Origin of the sequence: Bordetella muralis (assembly GCF_965139205.1) — a bacterium.
GTDB classification, from domain to species: domain Bacteria; phylum Pseudomonadota; class Gammaproteobacteria; order Burkholderiales; family Burkholderiaceae_B; genus Bordetella_A; species Bordetella_A muralis.
Genome location: NZ_CBCSIU010000013.1, coordinates 64,068 through 81,304 on the forward strand (window position 1 = coordinate 64,068; position 17,237 = coordinate 81,304).

The following is a 17,237-nucleotide window of genomic DNA, read 5'->3' on the forward strand; positions in this document are numbered from 1 at the left end:
ACCATTGACCGGATACGCCCCAGCAAATGCTGGCGTTTGACCGGGATACGGTGCAATACTAGGCACCAATGCTGCGGCGCAATATACGTTGATTGACGTAGTGGCGATGCGACCGCCTGCAGGTAAAACCGTATCTACGTCATTCGACGCATATCACGTGGCTCACGCGCCCGAGATCCCTGCGTCGCCCACTACATCGGTCGTCCAATCTGGAACAAATTGCCGTGGATCCCAGCGCCTCTCAACGCATCGTCAAGGTTCGACGCGACTACAACACCTGGGTCGCCAACGAAACGCTGGAGGATTACGCCCTGCGGTTCACACCGCATTCGTTTCGCAAGTGGTCCTTGTTCCGGGTGGCAAACACCGCCGGCGGTGCAGCGTCCTTCCTGGCGCTGGAGGCCATTGGCGGCGCGCTGGCGCTGAACTACGGCTTCGTCAATGCCTTCTGGGCGATTGTTGCCGTCTCGCTCATCGTATTTCTGACAGGGTTGCCGATTTCGTACTACGCCGCGCGCCACGGTCTGGACATGGACCTGCTGACACGAGGCGCAGGCTTCGGCTACCTGGGGTCTACCCTGACTTCGCTGGTCTACGCGTCTTTTACCTTCATCTTCTTTGCGCTGGAGGCGGCCATCATGGCGCTGGCCATCGAGTTGGCGACAGGCCTGCCGCTGACGCTGGGTTATCTGCTGTGCGCCCTGGCCATCATTCCCATGGTCACATATGGGATAACCCTGATCAACCGCCTGCAAAACTGGACACAGCCGATCTGGTTGATCCTGTTGATCGTCCCCTACGCCTTTATCCTGTTCAAAGAGCCCCAGGCGCTGGATGGATTGCTGAGCTTCGCAGGCCATCACCGCGACAACGGTCATTTCGATATCCTGCTATTTGGCGCGGGGTCCGCCGTTGCCGCATCGCTGGTCACGCAGATTGGCGAACAAGTCGACTTTCTGCGCTTTCTGCCACAGCAGACACCCGCGAACCGATGGCGTTGGTGGACTGCCCTGCTCTGCGCCGGTCCGGGCTGGATCATTCCCGGCGCGCTCAAGATGCTGGGCGGCGCCTTTTTGGCCTATCTGGCGTTGGGTCACGGCGTCAGCATGGAAAAAGCCGCCGATCCCACGCACATGTATTGGGTCGCCTATCAGTATGTGTTCTCCACCCCGGGTCTGGCGTTGATCGCCATGGCGGTCTTTGTCGTCATCTCACAGGTAAAGATCAACGTGACCAACGCTTATGCGGGGTCGCTGGCATGGTCCAACTTCTTTGCCCGCCTTACCCACAGTCATCCAGGCCGCGTCGTCTGGCTGGTCTTTAATGTCATGATTGCCATTGGCCTCATGGAACTGGGTGTCTTCGACGCCCTGGAACATGTGCTGGCGATCTTTGCCCACGTGGCGCTGGCCTGGATCGGATCGCTGGTGGCCGATCTCGTCATCAACAAGCCCCTGGGCCTGAGCCCAGCCAGCATCGAGTTCCGGCGCGCGCACCTGTATGACATCAATCCTGTCGGCGTGGGCAGCATGATGATCTCGCTCACGATATCGCTGCTGGCCTTCGGCGGGGCCTTTGGTGCGATGGCTCAGGCACTATCGCCATTCATTGCACTGGCGACCACGTTCGTAGCGGCGCCGCTGATTGCATGGAGAACTCGCGGACGCTACAACCTGGCCCGCCAGCCCAACGCAACACACGCGCTCGAGTCGAAATGCGTCATCTGCGCCAATACCTTTGAGCCACCCGACATGGCGCATTGCCCCGCCTACAACGGAGCGATCTGCTCGCTATGCTGCACGCTGGACGCGCGCTGCCATGATCGCTGTAAATCCGAATCGCGCGCTCAAGATCAATTGGGTACTGCGCTACGGCGCATTTTTCCCGGGCCCATGACGCCGCTATTTCACTCGCGCCTGACTCACTACTTGATCATCCTTGGCGTCATGGCGGGGCTGCTGGCCTCAATCATGGCGCTGCTGTATTTTCAAGAGGCCGTGACCTATACCCGCAATGGCGCTGACATCAGTACGCTGAAGGCGGCTTTCATCAAGCTCTTTGCCGCCCTCATTCTGATCGGCGGGGTCGCAGCCTGGTGGCTGGTACTGACCAACGAAAGCCGCCAAGTCGCCCAAGAAGAGTCGGATCGGCAAACGCATCTATTGCTGCGGGAGATCGCAGCGCATGAGCAAACCGATGCACAACTGCAGCGCGCCAAAGAAGCGGCGGAAAGCGCCAACCTGGCCAAGAGCCGTTTTATGAGCGGCATGAGTCATGAGTTGCGTGCGCCGTTGAACAGCATTCTGGGTTACGCGCAAATCATGGCGCGAGATCCCGCTTTACCGGAACAAAGGCGTGAAGCGATCGACGTGATTCACCGCAGCGGCAAGCATCTGATCGGGCTGATCGACGGCCTGCTGGATGTGGCGCGCATTGAAGCCGGCAAACTCAAACTCGAAAACCATGAACTCCGATTGCCTGAGTTCCTGGATCAAGTCGTCATGATGTTCCGGCCCCAGGTCACGCTCAAAGGACTGCAATTCACCTATGAACCCTCGGACAACCTGCCGCGCATCGTCCAGGTCGACGAGAAGCGGCTGCGCCAGATCCTGATCAATCTGCTGAGCAACGCCGTCAAGTTCACTCAACAAGGACATGTCAGTTTTCGCGTGCGCCATGTCTCGGATATCGCTCAGTTCGAAATCGAAGACAGCGGCGCGGGTATTCCCGCGGCGGACTTGGAACGCATCTTTTTGCCATTCGAACGCAGTTGGGCAGGTGAAGAGCAAGCCGACACTGGCAGCGGCCTGGGCCTGACAATCTGCCGCATGCTGACCGGCATCATGGGCGGCGAGCTGACTGTCAAGAGCACGCTCGGGCAAGGCAGTGTCTTTATCCTGAAATTGTTCCTTCCTGCCGTGCGTGCGCCGCGCACCGGCGTCCTGCCACAGGGCCAGATCGTAGGCTACGAGGGCGTGCCTAAACGGGTGCTCACCGTCGATGACCAGGCCTCACAGCGACTCGTCGTCCGCGAAATGCTGGAACCGCTGGGATTTATCGTGCACGAGGCCGCCAACGGCTCCAGCGCACTGGAACTCGTCGAAGCACTGACGCCCGACCTGATATTGATGGACATCTCGATGCCAGATATGCAAGGCTGGGACGTTTGCCGTACGTTGCGTGCACGCGGCGTCCATGTGCCTATCATCATCCTCTCGGCCAAGGCATACGCACGCCCCGGCCCCCACGACACGCAAGACGCGCACGACGACTTTCTGACCAAACCCGTCATCATGGATGAACTGCTCGACAAGATCGGCCGGCACCTGGGACTGTGTTGGCGGGAGCTCGAAAGCTCACCGGCGCCGACGCCGGGCATGGATGAGTTGCATCGCATCGCGCTCGACTCCCAGCACACCGACGCTCTGCTCGAGCTTGGCGCCATGGGTTATGTCAAAGGCATCCTCGCACGGTTGGAGGCAATACGCAGCACCCAACCTGAAGCCGCCGTTCTCATCGACCACCTGATGGACCTCGCACGCAACTTCCAACTCGGCGAATACCAAAGCACGCTCAAGCATCATGTGCAGCATCACGCCACGCTCACGCAGAAACCATGCTGAATATCATGTCCGCCGAACTCAAAGACAAACATCTGGTGCTACTGGTAGATGACGCCCCGGATAACCTGAAAATGCTGTCGAATGCGCTCGACGACGCTGGCTATGATGTGCTGATCGCCACCGATGGCCATGCGGCACTGGAGCGCCTCGATTACGTCACGCCGGACATTGTGCTGCTTGACGCCATGATGCCTGGCATTGATGGCTTCGAAACCTGCCGCCGAATGAAAGCCGATCATCGCGCCGCACACATACCCATTGTCTTCATGACAGGGCTGACGGAAACCCACCATGTGGTGCACGGTTTTCAAGCGGGCGGCATCGACTATGTCACCAAACCGCTGGACACCGATGTGGTGTTGGCTCGCCTGAATGCTCACTTGCGCAGTCATCGGCTGATGAGCGTCGCGCTCGACGCCATCGACGCCGTCCACACCGCGGTGATCGCACTGGACGAAGCCGGTCACCCGATCTGGAAAACGGCGCGCGCACGCCAATGGCTACATACTTATTTTGGCTTGGATACCCAGGCAGCAGGTCTGCCGCAAGCTCTGCAACATTGGATCAGCGAAGCCTTGAGGCACACCGAGATCGATCGGATCGCCCCTTATACCCAGCCCGGGGGCGATCGTCAGTTGGTCATGCATCTGGCCAGACGCCCACAAGGTACGCAGGGTGAGCTCACCCTGCTGATCGAAGAACAACCGCTGCCTATCGACCCACGCCATCGTCTCGCCGAACAGTATCGCCTGACGGCGCGCGAAACCGATGTCCTGCTGTGGCTGGCCAAAGGCAAGACCAATCGGGACATCGGAGAAATACTCGGCATGGCGCCGCGCACGGTAAACAAACACCTGGAACACATCTTCGTGAAACTCGGCGTCGAAACGCGTGCGGCAGCCACGGCATTGACGCTGAAGCACGTGCATCACACGTAGTGCTGATTCAGAGCCGCGTGGACGCCACTGCCGAGGTCCACACCCAGCGTTTGCCGCGCAACTCGAAATCGTAGGTCATCGCATCCGAAGGGGCTTGTCTGAACTGACCGAACCATACGCGCACATGGTTGGGCGATAGCACTTCCCAACGCGATACGGCAGACAACGGACCGTTTGTCGACAAGCCCAGCATGGAGACAGAGGCCTCGCTACGTGGGCTTTTTCCGATGCCGCTATCCGACCAGTCGATGGGCCATTCACCGAGCTCCAGCATCCCGGAATACATCGCCAGCCCCGTCTGGAATGGATCGGCAACATCGTCGCCAAACCGCGACACGGCCAATTTGCCCATCCCGTCGTCAGAACGCGCGCACAGCACTCGCTGAAACAGCGCAAGCAATGCCTCCTCTTGGTCCACCCGCAGTTGCCCGCGCATCGTCTCCACCAAAGACTGTTTGCCATCGAGGCAGTGGCGCGCTTCCAGAAACACGCCCCGGTCCGTACGGTCAATGGAGGTCTGATTTTTCTGGCCCGTCATCATCGCAGCGATGTCCTGCCGCACGGCGTCCTCGGCAGACGTCGCTGCGAGCGCCGCAGACATGATCAAACCACTCGCGGCCAGGCATCCTGATAGCCGCACAAACGAAGCAATACTCATGATCGATACTAAAAAATTTAATCAAACACCTTCAGCCGCGCATCAAGCCCGAGCCGATTTCTTTTGGACAGTGTGCCCCAGAACAGACTCATGACCGCAAAGCCGGCGAGGTACAGACTCAAGGTCTGCTGCACCATGGACTGGCTGGCGCCGGACTCATTGCCTATGTTTAAAAACGGCGGCAGATAAGCGTCAGTCGCAAACGGGTCCAACATGGCCAAACAGGCCAGGTTCACCGTCAGGGTACGGATAGAGGTCATTAATCAACAATCTTAGGCGGGTAATGAATCCGCCAAGGATAGCCGACAAAATTGGAATAATGATAGAGATTGCCCATTAATTACTGCGGACGGCCAGCCTCGATCCATTGCCGCGTCTGCGTCATCGTCAATCGATAGCGCGCGCAGTTATAGAGGTCCAATGCCTGTAATTCCCGCAACAGTATGGGTCGAAACAACAGCATGTCTGGCGCAGGCAAACCGAGCGAAGCCATCGCGGCGTCGACGCTCATGCTGTCGCGCACCACTGCGCCAACGGATTCGAGCCGTATTCTGCGTAAGAGGACCCGTCTACGCCTCATGCAACGAATGCTGTTACCCAACTGGCGCAAGCATATGCCGCCTCAGACCTGGGGAGCAGGCGTCGCTCCGCTCAGGCCCATTGCCCCCGCCACCTCGAGCCCACCTAACCGTTCGATCATCGCGGCTTGGTCGGCTTTGGCCTGCCGATCGACTTGCTCGGGATCGCATATCGCATAGAGTGCAGCCCTCATCTCCGCCAACACCGCCGCGTACTCCGGATCCGCGCACAGATCGTGCAACTCCTCCGGGTCCGTATCCAGATTGAATAGCTCTGGTTCAAAACGAACATAGTGATGATATTTCCATGGCCCTCTGCGCAGCATGAATCCCGCGGTATTGCTGCCGGCGGCGTGATACTCACTCAACACAGCGCGAGTGGCGTCATAGGGCGCTCTGGACACTTCAAATAGCGAGCGTCCTGGACGTGATTCCATCTGCGGGCCCGGATCAACGCCCACTGCCTGCAATATCGTTGGGTATAAATCCAGCAGGTCCACCGGTGTGTTGCACACCGAGGGCTCCACGTCCGGTCCGGCCAGGATCATCGGGATCCCCACACTTTCCTGATAAAGCGTAGATTTCCCCCACAATCCACGGGCGCCCACGTTATCACCATGGTCCGAGGTGTAAACCACATGCGTCGAATCGGCCAGGCCCAACGCATCCAGGCCGTCCACGATCTGCCCCACATTGCTGTCCAGAAAACTACACAAGCCGTAGTACGCCAAGAACGCCCGCACACGTTCGTCTTCGCTCTGAAACGTCTCTTCGCTGCGCTCGAAATCGGCATAGGCCTGCACCCATGGATGACGCGTATAGCCGTCCTTGGGATGGAGCTTCGCCTCGGGAATCTGACGCGCCTCGTACAGACCAAAAAACGCTTGCGGCGCAATCAACGGGAAATGCGGCGCAACCAAGCCTACGTACAAGACAAAAGGCTCTCGGCGGCCTGCGGCATCACTCAACCAATCCAAGGCGCGGCCGGTCACCGATCGATCGTAAGACGTGTACGTAGACTCGCCACTGCCGATGCGATCGCCCAGCATACGTTTGCGCCCCTCGACCGGCAGATAAGGATCGCGAATAGAGGCCCACACCATGCCGTGTCCACCCACGACGTGCATCGGAATATGCTCGGCGTCGAATCCGACTGGGTCCTTCTCATTACGATAATGCAGCTTGCCTATACTTTCGACACGAATGCCCTGCTGTTGCAGGACATGCCCCCAACCGCTGGGGTCACCGACGTAGGGCATCGCGTTATCCCAGTGGCGGGTTTGATGGACCCGATGTCCAGTCGCGAACGCCGCCCGTGCCGGGACACAAATGGGACTCGGCGTATAGGCATTTGCAAAACGCACGCCTCGCGCCGCCAACGCGTCCAAATGAGGCGTCTGGATAAAGGGATGTCCGGAGCAACCCATGAATGCGGGGTTATGCTCATCAGACATGATGACAATGAGGTTCTTACCTTCCATGGTGCATCCTGAAGTCTCGGGCCACTCGGCCCGTCAAATCTCGGGGGTATAGCCGCTGTCCTGAACGATCTGGCGCCAGAACGTGTAGCCCTTGTCGAGCTGCTGTTTCAGGGCTTCGGACGTCGTGGCCTTGGGCAGGAAATACAGTTGCCGCATCGCTTGTTCGAAAACCGGCGAACCCACTGCGTCAATCACCGTTTGGCTCAACGCCTGTGCGGCTTCTCTGGACATGTGCTTATGTCCAAGCAGGGCGAAGTACTCGGTCATGGTCAGATCCGGATATCCAGCAGCCGCAAATGTCGGCACATCGGGCACGCTCGGAGACGAGGCCCTGCCCGTCGTCGCCAGAATGCGAATCTTGCCTGCCTTGTGCATAGGAATCAGGTTGGGCAGCGTCGTGATCAAAGACGGCAACGTTCCACCGACGGTATCACTCAGCGCCAACGATCCCCCTTTATAGGGAACGGCCGTCAGCGGCACATGCGATGCCTTGGCCAGCATCGCCCCAAGGAAACTCATGACCGTGCCCGCCCCTGGCGTGCCATACACCGCCACGCGAGCATCCCGTTGTGCCAACGCCAGAAAATCCTGCAGTGTCTGGGCAGGGCTATCCGCACCCACCGCAAAACCAAAAACAAATTCGCTGGCAGTGCCTAACGGCGTGAAATCATGAGGCGTATAGCCGAGGTTCTTATAGAGATGCGGATACAGCGTCAGATTCGTCGAGGGCGTCAACAGCACCGAATTTCCTTCGCCACCCGCCGCCAACAAGGCGTCCACCGCGATCCGGCCACCAGCCCCCGATTTGTTTTCGACGATGGTGGTGTAACCCTGTGTGCGCATCCCTTCGGCCAGTCCACGCGCCACGAGATCCACGGCTCCCCCGGGAGCGAATCCCACCAACATACGCAACGGAGCACGCGCGTAAAGCTGCCGTATTGGCAGCATGCTACAGCCCAGGGCAGCGCCCAACGCGCCCAGGAACCGCCTGCGTCGTCCTTGCATACTTGTCTCCGTGACTCACGTACTGTCTATTTCTTTAGGCAAGCGTAAGGCGACGCGGACATAAAAGACAAATATTATTTATCTTCATGCAATATAAGATTTTCTGTATAGCATTTCGCTTGTTATGGCTGGAGCTCATCACAGGCGCTTCGGTTACCGGACCAACCGCACAACGCGATTCAAGCAGCAGCGCTCAATACCTGCGCCAGTCTGCCACGCAAGGTTTTTTCTTTGATCAGGCGGCGCAGCACGATACCTATGCTCTCTTCAACCGCCAGCACCGCGCGGCCGGGCTCAGCCTGCGCCATACGGACAATGGACTGGGTGCGGGACAACACCGGGCGCACGATACGCCTCACCCCCATAGCCGGATTGCCACGCATCAACTCCCATCCTGCACTGTCCGGCAAAATGGCGAACGCCATGCCGTCCCTCACCAGCGCAAAGCTCAATACAGGATCGTTGATCTCGTACTTCACATTCAGCGTGCAGCCCAGATCCAATGCTGTGCGTTCGATCAATCTGCGCAAATCATGATCCCGATCGGGCGCCACCAGCGGACGCTGCCCGACGGCAGAAAATGAGATTGTCTTAGCCGGACGATCGAACATTTTCTCGACACCGAATAGCGAAAAGCCCTCTTCATACACCGGTTTACAGTACAAGCCCGGCAATTCGAACGCGTTAGGCATCAGCGCCACATCCAACTGCCGCGACTCCACGGCGGACCGCATCTCGCTAGACAACGCCGACGACATCACCAGGCGAATCTCGGGATAGGTCTGCTCCACATATCGCACGAGCGGTGCCGCAAGCACCTGCGCCAGCGATCTCGCCATACATATACGCACAGGGCCTCTGGGCGTCCCGGTCAGCCCGAGCACGTCTTCTTTTAGCGACTCCAATTGATCGAGAATCGACGCTGCGCGTGATTGCAGCCGCTTGCCCTCAGACGTCAAGGCGACGCCTTTGGCATGACGCTCGAATAAAGCAACACCCAACTCCGATTCGAGCGCCGCCACATGCTGACTCAAGGCGGGCTGCGCAATACGCAACGCCGCAGACGCCAGCGACAGGCTGCCGCTATGGGCGATTTCCAGGAAATAGCGTAATTGGCGTGGGGTCATCGCAATCTACCGGAAACCTTTGTCCTGATCTTGCAGCAGGCCAGTATCATGGAACGCATTCGCGTAATGCTCGGTCAGCAAGGCGATAAATGTAGCAGCTTATCTTGAGCCAGAATGGCCCGCAGGTTGCCGTCAAGCAACAAGTCCTTTATTGTGCGCGTTACATGCCTCGCGGAATGAGTCCGCCCTATTCCAGGTAATTTAAAGGAAATGTGGATGACGGAAGAACGCCCAGAAAAGAAAGATCCCATGATCCCCGATGGAGAAGTCAACCCCATCGACACCGATTATCAGGTCGGCCAGGACAACATCATCGTTAACGTCGGGCCATTCGGCCTCGACATCCACAACCCGGTATTCGGCGTTGCGGGCGGGCTGGTGATTTTGTTCGTTGCGTTGACATTGGGTTTTCACGATCAAGTCGAGTCGATATTCAGCGGCATGAAGGACTGGCTGACATCCAACCTCGACGGATTCTTCCTTGTTGCGGGCAACTTTTTTGTGCTGGTGTGCCTGATTGTCGCCTTCTCTCCGTTAGGCCGGGTGCGGCTGGGCGGGACGGAAGCAAAGCCCGACTATACCTATCTAGGCTGGTTTTCGATGCTGTTTGCCGCCGGCATGGGCATCGGGCTGATGTTCTTCGGCGTCTCAGAGCCCTTGACCCATTTCGGCACTGCGTTCGGCGGCATAGAGATGACCGACGGCATACGGACCGACTGGGCCCCTCTGGGCGCCGCAGCCGGCGACGCGCAAGCCGCCACCCGCCTGGGCATGGCGGCCACGATCTACCATTGGGCGCTACACCCCTGGGCCATCTACGCCGTACTGGCGCTCGGGCTGGCACTGTTCTCGTTCAACAAAGGACTGCCGCTGACAATCCGGTCTGTGTTCTACCCGCTGCTGGGCGAGCGCGTGTGGGGCTGGCCGGGACATGTTATCGACATCCTCGCCGTGCTGGCCACACTGTTCGGCTTGGCCACCTCGCTGGGCTTTGGGGCGTCGCAGGCCAGTTCGGGCCTGCACTTCCTGTTTGGTACTCCCCAGGGCATCAGCGTCCAGATCATACTGGTCATCGTCATCACAGCCATCGCGCTGTTCTCGGTCGTCGCAGGCTTGGATGCGGGGGTCAAGCGCCTGTCCGAGATCAATATGGCGCTGGCATTACTGCTGTTGCTGTTTGTCATCGCCGTGGGGCCAACGCTGGACATCCTCAGCGGATTTTTCTCGAACCTCGGCGCCTATCTTCAGTATCTGCCGGCGCTGTCCAACCCGGTAGGGCGAGAGGACACTAATTTCCTGCAAGGCTGGACCGCCTTTTACTGGGCATGGTGGATCTCTTGGTCACCCTTTGTCGGTATGTTCATCGCACGTGTATCGCGCGGCCGCACGGTTCGTGAGTTCATCATCTCAGTGCTGATTGTGCCTTCGCTGGCGTGCACCCTGTGGATGACTGTGTTCGGCGAAACCGCGATCTCACAAGTCGTGCGCAGCGGCTACGAAGCGGCTCGCGATGCGGAATTGCCGCTGCAGCTGTTCATGATGCTCGATGCACTGCCATTGAAGGAAATCACCTCCTTCATCGCCATCGTACTGGTGGTAGTGTTCTTTGTTACGTCCTCTGACTCCGGCTCTCTCGTCATCGATGTCATCTCGGCTGGCGGCAAGGTCGATGCCCCGGTTCCACAGCGCGTGTTCTGGGCTGTGTTTGAAGGGCTCGTAGCTATCGCGCTGATTCTCAGCGGCGGACTGGTGGCCCTGCAGGCCATGGCCGTATCGACTGGCCTGCCATTTGCCATCGTGTTGCTGGCAGCCACGCTGGCGATCATCAAGGGGCTCATGTCGGAACCACGGCGCTAAGAAAACCCAAGGGCTCGGGTCGCGAAGGCGCCCTTGCCCTCAAGCTACCGGCACTGTTACGCATCACTCCCGCACTGAAAACATGCAGATCGAGCAGCTTGAAATCTTCGATTTTCTCCATTCCCATCCGCCTTTCGATGCCTTGCCTCGCGAGGCGCTGGAACATGCCACGGCGGCCGTCGACGTGCGTTACTACAAGGCGGGCGAACAGATCGTAGAGTTCGGCCAGGCCTCCGAGTACTGGTACGTGGTACGCAGCGGTGCAGTGGAAGTCTTTCGACGCACCGGAACTTTGTATAACCGCCTGACGTCCGGCGGACACTTCGGAGAATTCGGCTTGCTGCGTCACGGCCGGGTTCGTTTTCCTGCGCGTGCGCTGGAAGACTCGCTGATCTACCTGATTCCGCAGTCAATATTTCTCGATTTGTTCGATAACTATGAGGCGTTCGCGGATTACGTCGAGATCGAAGACCGCACCCGGTTACGGCAAGTCATGTCGCGCCGCGAGGATGCCAATGATCTGTTGTCAGCGACCATCGACACCCTCGTCACGCGCGAGGCAGTGACCCTGAGCCGCCAGGCGAGCGCGCGCGAAGCGGCGGAACGCATGACACAAGAAGGCGTGTCCTCGCTATTGATCGTGGATGACAATCCCGACATTCCTGGTCTGCCGTTGCTGTCCGGGATACTTACCGACCGCGACCTGCGTACGCGGCTGCTTGCGCCAGGCTTGGTTCACGACACGCCAGTGGCCGACATCATGACACCCGATGTAGTAACAGTGTCACACAATCAAGTCATATTCGAAGCGATGCTGGCGATGCTGCGTCATAACGTGCATCACCTGCCCGTGATGAAGGACCAGCGCCCGCTCGGTATCATCGCACTGTCAGACATCATCCGTTATGAATCACGCAACAGTCTTTTCGTAGTCGGAAGCATCTTCCGCGCACAGAATACAGATGAACTGGCGGCCCTGGTGCCCGACATGCAGGCCTGTTTCACCCGCATGGTTGCTGAAGAAGCCTGCGCGCACATGGTAGGCAGCGCGATGACTGCGATTGGACGCGCCGTGAAGCAACGCCTGCTGGAACTCGCAGAAGCCGAGCTTGGCCCGCCCCCTGTGCCCTATTGCTTTCTCGCGCTGGGTTCAATGGCTCGCCAGGAACAGCTCATTGTCACCGATCAGGACAACGCCCTCATCGTGGACGACCGCTTTGATCCCGCTCAGCATGACGCCTGGTTCAAGGCGCTCGCCACCTTCGTCAGCGATGGGTTGGCACGCTGCGGCTATTCGTACTGCACAGGCGGCGTCATGGCGACCAACGAAAAATGGCGTCAGCCGTTGAAAACATGGGAACGCCTCTTTACCGATTGGATCGAGCGCCCAACTCCCGAGTCACTGCTTCATGCCGGCATATTTTTTGACCTCGATGGCGTATGGGGCCGCACGGAATGGGCAGCGCATCTGCGCAAGATGATTGCGCGCAAGGCCCAGGGGAACTCTCGATTCCTCGCGTGTATGGCACGCAATGCGTTGCTGCGAACACCGCCATTGGGTTTCTTCAAAGACTTCGTCGTCGAATCCGATGGCCGGCACACGCACGCCATCAACATCAAGCGCCGCGGCACCGGCCCTTTGACGGACCTGATCCGCGTGCATGCATTGGCAATCGGCTCACCGGCACTCAACTCGTTTGATCGCCTGCGCGAAATCATCGACGCCGCCATCTTGCCGCTAGGGCGAGGACAAGATATGTACGACGCCCTGGAGTTCATCACCATGGTGAGGGCGCGAGTCCAGGCTGATGAACTGACTGCAGGCAACGATCCCGATAACAGCGTAGAGCCCGAAAAACTTTCGGACTTCGAACGCAAGAGTCTACGCGATGCGTTCCTGATACTGAGCAACGCGCAGAAGTACCTTAAGTACCGTTATCAGCCGGGACGGTCCAATTAAAAATGCTGCACCTCGGAAACCTGCGAACAGAGCAAGATGCCAGTCGCACCGCGCCTGCACACGACTGGCCGACGCGCTTTTCGATGCTGGCCGAGGCGGCAAACGACCCACGGCTCAAAGCCTTTTACGCGCAGGGCACGCCATCCGGCGACAGCCCCTTGGATGGCACCCCGCTTGTTGCTCTCGACGTGGAGACCACCGGTCTCGACACATCGCAGGACGAGATCGTCAGCATCGGCGTCGTCCCCATGACATTGGCGCGCATTCAGGCAAGCGCCTCCCGGTACTGGGTGGTGCGCCCCAAGGCAGAATTGACGCCAGAATCGATAACCATCCACGCCATCACTCACTCGCAGATCGAAGAGGCGCCCGATTTGGAGGTAATTCTCGATGAGTTGTTGCAAATGCTGGCGGGCCGCATCATTGTCGTCCATTGCCGCGACATCGAGCGCAGTTTTCTGAATACCGCGCTCATGTCTCGTATCGGCGAGGGCATCGAATTTCCAGTCATCGACACCATGGAGCTCGAAGCGAGACTACACCGCAAACCGCCCACCCTGTTTGCCAGGTTGCTAGGCCGGCGAGCACGACCTGTCTCGATCCGGCTTGCGCCCAGCCGCGCACGCTACCGGCTGCCGCGATACCGCGCCCACCATGCGTTGACTGACGCATTGGCCAGCGCCGAACTGTTGCAGGCACAAGTGGCGCACAGATTTTCACCACAAACCCCGCTGCGTGAACTGTGGCGGTGAGAGCATTCATTGCTCCGATGCATAAGCTCGCTCGCTCACCGCGGTCCGATGTGAACGGCGTGCCCTGGCTTTGGTAAAACGCCGTCACTTTGATACACTCCCTTGTTGGGTGTCAGGCAAACTTCCATTGCTGGGCAGGTTAACGCGCAGGTCGGGCCGCCGCGCGGAGTAACTTCGACTATGCACGACACCACTTCCTCTTTTTTTGAAGTCGCAACCGCGATCATTTTTGCGCTGGCGCTGCTCCATACGTTCGCTGCCAAGCAATTTGAACGGCTCTCTCATCGTTTCCCGCGCCACGCCGGCTTATTTCATCTGCTAGGCGAAGTAGAAATCGTCTTTGGATTCTGGGCTGCCATTCTCATCGCATTTATGGCGTTGACAGTGGGAGGCAGCGAAGCATTAGCGTACGCCGAATCGCGTAACTACACCGAACCGTTATTTGTATTCGTCGTCATGGTGGTAGCGGCCTCACGGCCCATACTGCAAACCGTTATAGCCATGATCGATGCCATCGCGCGAATGTTGCCTATCCGTACCTCTGTGGCGACAGCGTGGTTGGGACTGGCCGTCGTGCCGCTAATGGGCTCGCTCATTACCGAACCTGCAGCGATGACGATTGCAGCGCTGCTGCTCGCACCGCAGATTTTCAGGCCAGCAATGCCCAATGGGGCCAAGTACCTCGCGCTTGGCGTTCTCTTTGTCAACGTGTCGATCGGTGGAACGCTGACGTCATATGCCGCGCCGCCTGTCCTCATGGTGGCCAGCACGTGGCAATGGGACTCTGCCTTCATGCTCGCCAACTTCGGATGGAAGTCGGCATTGGCCGTTATTGTGAATGCGACCATCGCGACGCTCGCTGTCCGTACGCACATCGACAACGTAGCCTTGAGCTCCGGCACCACGTCGAATGCCAAGCCCGTGCCGGTGTCTGTGGTCGCGGTACACCTCGCCACGTTGGCGGCTGTTGTCTTGCTTGCTCATCACCCGGTGGCCTTCCTGGGGATTTTTCTCCTTTTCCTTGGGTTTACTCACGCCTATGAGCGCCATCAGAGCGCCCTCATCATCAAAGAAGCCTTATTGGTCGGCTTTTTCCTCGCCGGTCTGGTGGTGCTCGGGGGGATGCAGCAATGGTGGCTGCAACCCATCGTATCGAGCCTCGAACCCATTGCTCTGTTCTTCGGCTCACTAGGCTTGACGGCTATTACGGACAACGCCGCGCTGACTTACCTCGGATCATTGATTGAGGGAATGTCCGACGACGCGAAATACATGCTCATGGCAGGGGCTGTTGCGGGCGGTGGGCTGACCGTTATTGCGAACGCACCGAACCCCGCCGGCGTCGCGCTGCTCAAGCGCGGTTTTTCTGACGAAACCGTCAGTGCAGGCGGCTTGCTGTTGGGGGCACTGGTACCGACAGCGGTAGCGGCGGCGGCCTTGCTGCTGTTGTGAATTTGGAGTGATGTGAAAAAAGCCCTTGAGATGCTCAAGGGCTTTTGTATTTTTGGCGGACAGAGGGGGATTCGAACCCCCGATACGCTTATCACGTATACACGCTTTCCAGGCGTGCGCCTTCAACCACTCGGCCACCTGTCCTGATCCGGGCACGCTTGCAGCCGAGTCGCCTCAAAGAAGCTGGCCACAACGCGAATCCGCGATTCTAGCAGAAATGGAGACAGTGCGTTAAAGCGACGCCCCGCTGGACTCAAGCGGGTGTTAGCTCCGGGACAAGGCCGTTAACCGCTCTACCACATAAATCTAATAACGCCACATTAATATCGATATGCGATATTAAAAATATGTATTGCAATACTATTGGAATGAAATTTAAAGTAGCGTCAATTGCAGTGTTCAGCTTCAGTCGTCCCCCGCCCCATGGGCCAACCAGGACCTACTCGTTGTATGCAGAACCTCACGCTAAATCCCGCCATCACATCAAGCACTACTTCGCAGTTGGTGGAGCACGACACGCGGCATTCACTATGGTTGGCCACCGCAAATGCAACACCTGCTCTTCCGGTGTTAGATGCCAGCCGTCGCGCTGACGTCATCGTGGTTGGCGGCGGTTATTTAGGGTTAGCCTGCGCACTGCAACTGGCCAGCCACGGCGTCGATGTCACAGTGCTCGAAGCCGCCACGCCGGGTTTCGGCGCCTCCGGCCGCAATGGCGGCCAAGTCATCCCCGGACTCAAATACGATCCCGCTGAGCTGACCTCGCTATTCGGCCCGGCACAGGCCGAAAACATCATCGCATTCGCATCCGCAACGGCAGACGCGGTATTTGACACCGTTGCGCGGTACAACATTCAATGTGATGCCATACGTCAGGGCTGGATTCAAGGCGCACACAACGACTCGATGTTGCGCACAACGGAGCAGCGGGCCAGACAATGGATCGCGCGCGGCGCCAATGCGCAATTGCTCGATGGCCCGGCCATTACGCAGATGATCGGCTGCGCGCCGGGTCTCTATCGCGGCGGCTGGATAGACCGGCGGGCCGGTTCAGTGCACCCGTTAAATTATGCATTGGGCCTGGCCAGCGCAGCGATTGAACAGGGCGCGCACGTATTCCAGCAATCCGCGGCAACGCGCATCGAACGCGACGGCCGCGACTGGCGCGTCATCACCCAGCAAGGCGCATCGGTGAGCGCGCCCCAGATCGTCCTGGCCACTAATGCCTATACCGACGAATTATGGCCACGGCTGCGCACCTCGATCGTTCCCGCGGTCAGCTCACAGGTCGCGACAGACCCGCTGCCCACGCAACTGCGCTCGCTCATTTTGCAAGAACAACAGGTCGTGTCCGATGCTCGCCGGCTGCTGCATTATTACCGCGTGGATGCCGCGGGCCGATTGATCATCGGAGGACGCGGCAACCAGCCCTCTCGACAAGGGGTGCAGGATTATCAGCACATCCGCCGCGCGCTGGAAGCCACCTTTCCTCAATTGACAGGCGTCTCCCTGCCCTACCGGTGGTCGGGCAGACTCGCCATGACGCGCGACAGCATGCCGCATCTGCACCAGCCTGCCCCCGGCATCACGATCGCGCTGGGCTGCAATGGGCGTGGTGTGGGTTTGACCACCGCAATAGGGCAGGCCATTGCCGATCACCTGCGCCTTGATAACGGTGCCGCGCTGCCGTTTTCGGTAACGCCAATTCGCCCTATTCCGCTGCACAAGCTGCACCGCCTGTACATCGCGGTTGCCGTGCAGTATTTCAAGATCCGTGATTTGTTCTAAAGCTGGCGCCTAGGCGCC

Annotated in this window: 13 protein-coding genes and 1 tRNA gene; 7 read left to right on the top strand and 7 right to left on the bottom strand. The window is 58.8% G+C overall.

All coding sequences use genetic code 11. The features are described from left to right. Nucleotides 1-224 precede the first annotated feature (224 nt). Nucleotides 225-3,623 (top strand): ATP-binding protein, encoded by a 3,399-nt coding sequence (locus ACNA0I_RS18065; RefSeq protein WP_415807397.1) that lies wholly within the window; start codon nt 225-227, stop codon nt 3,621-3,623. Continuing rightward, on the top strand, nt 3,617-4,561 hold the full coding sequence (locus ACNA0I_RS18070; protein ID WP_415807398.1) for a response regulator: 945 nt from the start codon (nt 3,617-3,619) through the stop codon (nt 4,559-4,561). The genes ACNA0I_RS18065 and ACNA0I_RS18070 overlap by 7 nt, the downstream gene beginning before the upstream one ends. 7 nt (nt 4,562-4,568) lie before the next feature. Here the strand turns inward: ACNA0I_RS18070 and ACNA0I_RS18075 are convergent, their stop codons facing one another. The 6 genes from ACNA0I_RS18075 to ACNA0I_RS18100 form a co-directional block, all read right to left on the bottom strand. Beyond that, nucleotides 4,569-5,219, bottom strand: coding sequence for a hypothetical protein (locus tag ACNA0I_RS18075; protein WP_415807399.1), 651 nt, complete (start codon nt 5,217-5,219; stop codon nt 4,569-4,571). Between the two features lie 17 nt (nt 5,220-5,236). Then, nucleotides 5,237-5,479: a hypothetical protein gene (locus ACNA0I_RS18080; protein WP_415807400.1), complete on the bottom strand. Its 243-nt coding sequence runs from the start codon at nt 5,477-5,479 to the stop codon at nt 5,237-5,239. Between the two features lie 80 nt (nt 5,480-5,559). Beyond that, entirely contained in the window at nt 5,560-5,730 is a 171-nt protein-coding gene (locus tag ACNA0I_RS18085; protein WP_415807401.1) for a hypothetical protein, read from the bottom strand. A gap of 111 nt (nt 5,731-5,841) precedes the next feature. Then, on the bottom strand, nt 5,842-7,278 hold the full coding sequence (locus tag ACNA0I_RS18090; protein WP_415807402.1) for a sulfatase-like hydrolase/transferase: 1,437 nt from the start codon (nt 7,276-7,278) through the stop codon (nt 5,842-5,844). A gap of 33 nt (nt 7,279-7,311) precedes the next feature. Next, nucleotides 7,312-8,283, bottom strand: coding sequence for a tripartite tricarboxylate transporter substrate-binding protein (locus tag ACNA0I_RS18095; protein WP_415807403.1), 972 nt, complete (start codon nt 8,281-8,283; stop codon nt 7,312-7,314). A gap of 179 nt (nt 8,284-8,462) precedes the next feature. Then, the gene (locus ACNA0I_RS18100) at nt 8,463-9,410 is read right to left on the bottom strand and encodes a LysR family transcriptional regulator (protein ID WP_415807404.1); all 948 of its coding nucleotides are present in this window, start codon (nt 9,408-9,410) and stop codon (nt 8,463-8,465) included. A 216-nt stretch (nt 9,411-9,626) separates the two neighbouring features. Between ACNA0I_RS18100 and ACNA0I_RS18105 the strand changes: the two genes are divergently transcribed. From ACNA0I_RS18105 to ACNA0I_RS18120, 4 genes are all read left to right on the top strand, one after another. Then, complete coding sequence (locus ACNA0I_RS18105; protein ID WP_415807405.1) at nt 9,627-11,267, top strand: BCCT family transporter; 1,641 nt, start codon at nt 9,627-9,629, stop codon at nt 11,265-11,267. Nucleotides 11,268-11,349: 82 nt separating this feature from the next. After that, a complete protein-coding gene (locus tag ACNA0I_RS18110; RefSeq protein ID WP_415807406.1) occupies nt 11,350-13,227 on the top strand; it encodes a DUF294 nucleotidyltransferase-like domain-containing protein in 1,878 nt (625 codons plus the stop codon). Nucleotides 13,228-13,229: 2 nt separating this feature from the next. Further along, nucleotides 13,230-13,979 carry a 3'-5' exonuclease gene (locus tag ACNA0I_RS18115; protein ID WP_415807407.1) on the top strand — a complete coding sequence of 250 codons (750 nt, stop codon included), beginning with the start codon at nt 13,230-13,232 and terminating at the stop codon, nt 13,977-13,979. Nucleotides 13,980-14,159: 180 nt separating this feature from the next. Continuing rightward, complete coding sequence (locus tag ACNA0I_RS18120; RefSeq protein WP_415807408.1) at nt 14,160-15,431, top strand: putative Na+/H+ antiporter; 1,272 nt, start codon at nt 14,160-14,162, stop codon at nt 15,429-15,431. A 53-nt stretch (nt 15,432-15,484) separates the two neighbouring features. Here the strand turns inward: ACNA0I_RS18120 and ACNA0I_RS18125 are convergent. Further along, nucleotides 15,485-15,575: transfer RNA gene (locus ACNA0I_RS18125), tRNA-Ser, on the bottom strand. A 306-nt stretch (nt 15,576-15,881) separates the two neighbouring features. Between ACNA0I_RS18125 and ACNA0I_RS18130 the strand changes: the two genes are divergently transcribed. Beyond that, a complete protein-coding gene (locus ACNA0I_RS18130) occupies nt 15,882-17,219 on the top strand; it encodes an NAD(P)/FAD-dependent oxidoreductase (RefSeq protein ID WP_415807409.1) in 1,338 nt (445 codons plus the stop codon). Nucleotides 17,220-17,237 lie beyond the last annotated feature (18 nt).

Coding starts and splice junctions, on each gene's coding strand:
- ACNA0I_RS18090 (WP_415807402.1), bottom strand. CDS start 7,278: ATGGAAGGTAAGAACCTCATTGTCATCATGTCTGATGAGCATAACCCC.
- ACNA0I_RS18075 (WP_415807399.1), bottom strand. CDS start 5,219: ATGAGTATTGCTTCGTTTGTGCGGCTATCAGGATGCCTGGCCGCGAGT.
- ACNA0I_RS18115 (WP_415807407.1), top strand. CDS start 13,230: ATGCTGCACCTCGGAAACCTGCGAACAGAGCAAGATGCCAGTCGCACC.
- ACNA0I_RS18095 (WP_415807403.1), bottom strand. CDS start 8,283: ATGCAAGGACGACGCAGGCGGTTCCTGGGCGCGTTGGGCGCTGCCCTG.
- ACNA0I_RS18100 (WP_415807404.1), bottom strand. CDS start 9,410: ATGACCCCACGCCAATTACGCTATTTCCTGGAAATCGCCCATAGCGGC.
- ACNA0I_RS18085 (WP_415807401.1), bottom strand. CDS start 5,730: ATGAGCGTCGACGCCGCGATGGCTTCGCTCGGTTTGCCTGCGCCAGAC.
- ACNA0I_RS18130 (WP_415807409.1), top strand. CDS start 15,882: ATGCAGAACCTCACGCTAAATCCCGCCATCACATCAAGCACTACTTCG.
- ACNA0I_RS18105 (WP_415807405.1), top strand. CDS start 9,627: ATGACGGAAGAACGCCCAGAAAAGAAAGATCCCATGATCCCCGATGGA.
- ACNA0I_RS18080 (WP_415807400.1), bottom strand. CDS start 5,479: ATGACCTCTATCCGTACCCTGACGGTGAACCTGGCCTGTTTGGCCATG.
- ACNA0I_RS18070 (WP_415807398.1), top strand. CDS start 3,617: ATGCTGAATATCATGTCCGCCGAACTCAAAGACAAACATCTGGTGCTA.
- ACNA0I_RS18120 (WP_415807408.1), top strand. CDS start 14,160: ATGCACGACACCACTTCCTCTTTTTTTGAAGTCGCAACCGCGATCATT.
- ACNA0I_RS18110 (WP_415807406.1), top strand. CDS start 11,350: ATGCAGATCGAGCAGCTTGAAATCTTCGATTTTCTCCATTCCCATCCG.